The organism is Intrasporangium sp., assembly GCF_036566125.1.
GTDB lineage: Bacteria > Actinomycetota > Actinomycetes > Actinomycetales > Dermatophilaceae > Intrasporangium.
The window spans coordinates 1-6,295 of the sequence record NZ_DATCWX010000126.1 but is presented as its reverse complement, the minus strand read 5'-3'; the positions used below and the strand labels follow the sequence as shown (position 1 = coordinate 6,295).

The 6,295-nt window shown below is 68.7% G+C and carries 4 protein-coding genes and 1 pseudogene; 4 read left to right on the top strand and 1 reads right to left on the bottom strand.

Annotated features, from left to right (window positions below):
* The 3 genes and pseudogenes from VIR15_RS07455 to VIR15_RS07445 form a co-directional block, all read left to right on the top strand.
* Positions 1-285: pseudogene (locus tag VIR15_RS07455) on the top strand (methyltransferase C-terminal domain-containing protein); the annotation flags it as partial.
* Between the two features lie 27 nt (positions 286-312).
* Positions 313-1,143: a sugar phosphate nucleotidyltransferase gene (locus VIR15_RS07450; RefSeq protein WP_331926840.1), complete on the top strand. Its 831-nt coding sequence runs from the start codon at positions 313-315 to the stop codon at positions 1,141-1,143.
* A gap of 27 nt (positions 1,144-1,170) precedes the next feature.
* Entirely contained in the window at positions 1,171-2,358 is a 1,188-nt protein-coding gene (locus VIR15_RS07445) for a methyltransferase C-terminal domain-containing protein (protein WP_331926839.1), read from the top strand.
* Positions 2,359-2,419: 61 nt separating this feature from the next.
* Here VIR15_RS07445 and VIR15_RS07440 read toward each other — a convergent pair whose 3' ends face one another.
* A complete protein-coding gene (locus tag VIR15_RS07440; RefSeq protein WP_331926838.1) occupies positions 2,420-3,112 on the bottom strand; it encodes a phosphatase PAP2 family protein in 693 nt (230 codons plus the stop codon).
* A gap of 188 nt (positions 3,113-3,300) precedes the next feature.
* On the opposite strand from VIR15_RS07440, the gene mfd reads away from it, so the two are divergent.
* Positions 3,301-6,295, top strand: a 2,995-nt coding sequence (mfd, locus tag VIR15_RS07435; RefSeq protein WP_331926837.1) for a transcription-repair coupling factor, incomplete at its 3' end; no start/stop codon positions are given.

Sequence of the window (6,295 nt, the reverse complement as noted above, 5' to 3'; positions counted from 1 at the left end):
GTGGCCTACGGCGCGCCGGGGAAGGGCAACACACTGCTCAACCACTGCGGCATCCGTTCGGACCTCATCCGCTTCTCAGTGGACAGGAACCCGTTCAAACATGGCAAGTTCCTGCCCGGCACGCACATCCCGATCCGACCGGTGGAGGAGCTCGAGGCGGCCCAGCCCGACTACGTGCTCATCATGCCGTGGAACCTCCGCGAGGAGATCTCCGCACAGCTGGCCGGGATTCGGGTCTGGGGGGGACGCCTCGTGGTCGCGCTCCCGCGACTCGAGGTTTTCTAGGGAGGACCCAGCACAAGGGGACTGAAGATGAAGGTTGTGTTGTTCTGCGGGGGGCTCGGGATGCGGATTCGGTCCGGCTCCGAATCGCTGCCGAAGCCGATGATGCCCATCGGCAGCCGCCCGGTCCTGTGGCACGTCATGAGGTACTACGCCCACTTCGGGCACACCGAGTTCATCCTCTGCCTGGGCTTTGGCGCCCACTCAGTGAAGGACTACTTCCTCCACTACGACGAGACGGCCTCGAACGACTTCGTGCTCACCAAGGGCTGCGAGCACGTGGAGTTACTGGGCAGCGACATCAGCGACTGGAAGATCACCTTCATCGACACGGGTATCGATACGCCGATCGGCGAGCGGCTGCGCCGCGTGCGGCCCTATCTCGACGAGGACGAGGCCTTCCTGGCGAACTACGGCGACGTCCTCACCGACGCGCCCCTGAACGACATCATCTCCGACTTCCTCAAGACCGACGCGGTCGGGACGCTCCTCGCGGTCAAACCACAGGACTCGTTCCATGTCCTCGAGATGGAGGGGGACACGGAGATCCGCGGCTTCCGGCCGGCCGCCGAGATGGCCTTCCGCATCAACGGGGGCTATTTCGTCCTGCGCCAGGGGATCTTCGACTACTTGGGGGCGGACGAGGACCTCGTCATGGATGCGTGCGTCCGTGCCGCCGCGGCTGGCAAGATGCGGGCCGTCCCGTACGACGGCTTCTGGGCACCCATGGATACGTTGAAAGAACGAACGGCCTTGGAGGACATGTACCGTCATGGAGACAGCCCTTGGGCGTTGTGGCGCGGCGACCGAACCATGCCGCACAAGGCCATGCACCCCATCGACGCAGTCTTCCCCGCGTGACGGCCGGACGGCACACATGAGACGGCAGTGCCGCATGGGGGACGGGTGATCGGGTCAGTGGCGACGGCTGATGCCGCCAGCACGGCAGTATGTCGCTCCTGCGGCGCGCCGTCCCCTCCGCTCGTCCTCGACCTCGGGCCGGTCCCGGCGTCAGACCAGTTTCCACCCGTGGACGCGCCGGAACCCGATCCCGCGTGGCCGCTCACGCTCCACGCGTGCAAGGAGTGCGGCCTGGTGCAGCTCGGGCCCGGGCGCGGGGCCCATCCGGAGCCCCAGGCGGCCGTCGACTCCGTCACCGCCCTCGAGCACGCCGCCGCCTCGGTCGCAGCGGTCGTCCGGGACGAGCGCCTCGTCACTGGCCAGACGGTCATCGAGCTCGACAGCGCCCACGGAGCGTCGTGGCTGCCGCGGTTCGTCGAGGCCGGGCTCGTCGAGGTCGGCCCGGACGGGCGAGCTGATCTCGTCGTCGATGTCCATCACCTCATGCATGAGGAGGACATCGACGCCGTCATCGCGGGGCACGCCGCTCGGCTCGCCGACGGGGGGCGCCTGGTGTGCGAGTTCTTCCACCTGTTGCCGCTCGTCAGGGACACGCTCGTCGACACGATCCGGCACGGACACTTCGTCTACCTCTCGCTCCTTGCAGCAGGGCCGCTCTTCGAGCGCAACGGAATGACGATCACGCGAGCCGCCATGGTCGACGTCTACGGTGGCAGCCTCCGGGTGACTGCGGCGCGGACGGCGGACGCCCCCGTCGTCGACAAAACCGTCCAGGAGATCCGCTCCGAGGAGCGGGCGGCGGGTCTCGACCGGCTGGACAGCCTCGAGGCGCTCGGAGAGCGCGGGTCACGGGTCGCCCAGGACTTCCGCACCCATCTCGAAGGGCTGGCGCAACAGGGTCGGCGGGTGGCGGGCTACGGCGCCCCGTCGAAGGCCGCGGTCCTTCTCGCGCTCTCGCGGGTCGACCAGACACTGCTGCCCTACACGGTCGACCTGTCGCCTGCGAAGGACGGTTGTCGTGTGCCGGGTGCCGGAGTCCCGATTCACTCCGTACAGCACCTCCTCGCGGACCGCCCAGACGACGTCGTCATCCTTACGTGGGACATCGCCGACGAGGTCGTGGCCCAGCTGCAGAGGATGAGCGTCGACACCGGTTGGGCCCCACGGCTCCACGTGCCCCTTCCGGTGGCGCGCGAACTCTCCCTCGCCGACTGACCGGATAACTGCGGCGGACGTCGGCAAGGGAGCTGTGGTTGGCCGGCGTCGGTGCTGCCGGCTAGCGCTGCACGTGGGCGAGCCGACGCAACCCAAGTCTGCTGAACACCATCACCAGAGCGAGAGCCAGCAGGCCACCGCCCACGACATCCGTCGGCCAGTGCGCGGCCGAAACCAGCAATGCCGAGGCCATCAGGACAGTGCCGATCGCAACAGACGTCCACAGCCACCACGTCACCCGAGGCCAGAGCAGAAGGAGACAGCCTGACAAGCACACCACCACTGCGACCATGTGGCCCGAGGGATAGCTCCCGCCCGAGGCTGGAACATACCCGTGGGGGTCCGGACGGTGAAGGGCGAACTTGACGAGCAGGGTGAGCACCACGGAGGTGCTGGCGAGGGCCAACCCAAAGACCATCGGCCACCAGGAATGCCGCCAGAGCGCCGTGGCGACGCAGGTGATCCCGAGAAGGACGTACATGCGCTTGGGTGGCAGCCGGCCCATCCACGAGCTGTAGAGGATCTGCGACTCACCCCACTCGTCGCCAGGCCGAAGCCGGTGAATCGCCGCGGAGTCCAGCGGCGCCAGGACATCCGTCATCACCAGGACCGTGAGAACGACGAAGAGGAGGGCAACGCCGACCGCGAGCCGCAGAGACCAGACATCATCGGTCGCGGTCGAGACGCGCCGGAGTCGAGAGCCTCCGGTGACGACGTCGGTCGTGGCGCCCGTGCGCCCTGCTGCAAGCCTCACAGGCCCCATGCTTCTACAGCCGCGCGAGCGAGGTGGCGCTTTGGCCAAACGACCCGTTCGCGCGGCAGTGCCTGCCGGGTACAACGGCCCCCACGAGCACGAGTTGCCGCCGACGGTGGTTAGTCTGGAGGGCCCCCCACGTCGGCCGGCGTGGGGTATTTCAGCGTTGCCCAGGGAGCGGCCCACCCATGAGTCTCACCGCCGTCTTCGAGGCCTGGACGCAGGCCCCGGACGTCCGTCGCGTCCTTGCCGAGGCCGGGCGCAGCCGGCTCGTCGACATCTCGTCGAGCGACGGCGCCCGCCCCTTCCTCATCACGGCCATCGCGCGGGCCCCGCGACAGTCCGCGCCGCTCCTCGTCGTCACCGCGACGACCCGCGAGGCGGAGGACCTCCAGGCCGCCCTCGGTGGCCTGCTCCCGAGCGACGAGGTCGCCGTCTTCCCCAGCTGGGAGACGCTGCCCCACGAGCGGCTGTCACCCCGCAGCGACACGGTCGGCCGACGCCTCGCCGTGCTGCGAAGAATCACCCACCCCGATCCGGACGACACGGCCTACGGCCCGCTGTCGGTCGTCATCGCGCCGGTCCGGGCCGCGCTCCAGCCGCTGACCAAGGGGCTGGGCGACCTGGAGCCGGTCAGCCTGCGCGCCGGGGACGAGCGTCCCCTCGAGGACGTCGTGGACGCCCTGTCTGCCGCCGCGTACGCCCGCACCGACCTCGTCGAGCGCCGCGGTGAATTCGCCGTCCGTGGTGGCATCCTCGACGTCTTCCCACCGACCGAGCAGCACCCGGTCAGGGTCGAGTTCTGGGGCGACACCGTCGAGGAGATCCGCTGGTTCAAGGTCGCCGACCAGCGCAGCCTCGAGGTCGCCGACCACGGGCTGTGGGCGCCGCCGTGCCGCGAAGTGCTGCTCACCGACGACGTGCGCCAACGGGCCAGAGAGCTCGCCCAGCAGCTCCCGGGCGTCTCCGAGATGCTGACCAAGGTGGCCGAGGGCATCGCCGTTGAGGGCATGGAGTCCCTGGCCCCGGCGCTCGTCGACGGCATGGAGTCGGTCCTCGACGTCCTCCCGAACGAGTCGATCGTCCTCCTCAGCGATCCCGAGCGGATCCGCACCCGCGCCCACGATCTCGTCGCGACGAGCCAGGAGTTCCTCGAGGCGAGCTGGGCGAACGCGGCCGCGGGCAACCAGGTGCCGGTCGACCTGGAGTCGGTGCTCGGCACGGCGTCGCACTGGACCATCGCCCAGCTCCGGTCGCATGCGATGACCTCTGGCCACCCCTGGTGGACCCTGACCCCCTTCGCGGCGGACACCGACCTCGTCATCGAGGAGGACGATGTCGACGCCCGGCTCACCGTGGCCACGACCGAGCCGGATGCGTTCCGCGGCGACACCGAGCGCGCAGTCGAGCACTTGCGCGCCCGCACGGCGGATGGGTGGCGCGTCGCCGTCGTGACGGAGGGGCCCGGTCTTGCCAAGCGCATCGAGGAGGTGCTGCGCGAGCACGAGGTCCGCGTCGAACCGCTCACAGACTCCCTGACCCCCGGGACGGTCAGCGTGACGACCGGTTCCCTCGGCCGCGGCTTCGTCCATGAGCCCGAGCGCTTCGAGCTGCTGACCGAGACCGACCTGACCGGACAGCCGGGCGCGGGCACGTCCACCAAGGACATGCGTCGGATGCCCTCTCGCCGGCGCAACCAGGTTGACCCCCTCCAGCTGCGGCCGGGCGACTTCGTCGTCCATGAGCAGCATGGTGTCGGCCGCTTCGTCGAGATGATGCAACGCACGGTCCAGGGCGCCACCCGCGAATACCTCGTCATCGAGTACGCCGCCTCCAAACGTGGGCAGCCGGGTGACCGCCTTTACGTGCCCACGGACCAGCTCGACCAGGTGACCAAGTACGTGGGTGGCGAGGAGCCGACGCTCAACAAGATGGGCGGCTCCGACTGGACCAAGACGAAGTCGCGAGCGAAGCGTTACGTCAAGCAGATTGCGGCCGACCTCATTCGGCTCTACAGCGCACGCCAGGCGACGAAGGGGCACGCGTTCGGCGCGGACACCCCGTGGCAGCGCGAGCTCGAGGAGGCGTTCGCCTACGTCGAGACGCCGGACCAGCTCTCGAGCATCGACGAGGTGAAGGCCGACATGGAGAAGCAGGTCCCGATGGACCGGCTCATCTCCGGCGACGTGGGCTACGGCAAGACGGAGATCGCCGTTCGCGCAGCCTTCAAAGCGATCCAGGACGGCAAGCAGGTCGCCATCCTCGTACCGACGACGCTGCTCGTCAGCCAGCACTACCAGACGTTCTCGGAGCGCTACGCCCAGTTCCCGGTCAAGGTCAAGGCGCTGTCCCGATTCCAGTCCGACAAGGAGGCCAAGGACGTCGTCGACGGCCTCGCGGACGGGACGGTCGACATCGTCATCGGCACCCATCGGCTCCTCGGCAAGGACATCCGCTTCAAGGACCTCGGCCTCGTCGTGGTCGACGAGGAGCAGCGCTTCGGCGTCGAGCACAAGGAGCTGCTCAAGACCATGCGGACCGCGGTGGACGTGCTGTCGATGTCGGCCACGCCGATCCCGCGCACGCTCGAGATGGCCGTCACCGGAATCCGCGAGATGTCCACTCTCGCAACGCCTCCGGAGGAGCGTCACCCCATTCTCACGTTCGTCGGCGCCTATGACGAGAAGCAGATCACCGCGGCCATCCGCCGCGAGCTGCTCCGCGAGGGCCAGGTCTTCTTCATCCACAACAAGGTGAGCAGCATTGAGAAGGCGGCCTCCCGCCTCCGCGAGCTCGTCCCCGAGGCGCGGATTGCGACGGCCCACGGCAAGATGGGCGAGCACCGCCTCGAGCAGGTCGTCGAGGACTTCTGGCAGAAGCGCTTCGACGTCCTCGTCTGCACGACCATCGTCGAAACCGGTCTCGACATCTCGAACGCCAACACCCTCATCGTCGAGCGGGCCGACCTGCTCGGCCTCTCCCAGTTGCACCAGCTGCGCGGGCGGGTCGGGCGTGGCCGCGAGCGGGCCTATGCCTACTTCCTCTACCCTCCGGAGAAGCCGCTGACAGAGACCGCGCACGACCGGCTGCGCACCATCGCGAGCAACACCGACCTCGGCTCGGGCATGCAGGTCGCGATGAAGGACCTCGAGATCCGCGGCGCCGGCAACCTGCTCGGCGGGG

Bases quoted from the DNA above. Each gene is read 5' to 3' on its own strand.
- VIR15_RS07450 (WP_331926840.1), top strand. From the start codon at position 313: ATGAAGGTTGTGTTGTTCTGCGGGGGGCTCGGGATGCGGATTCGGTCC.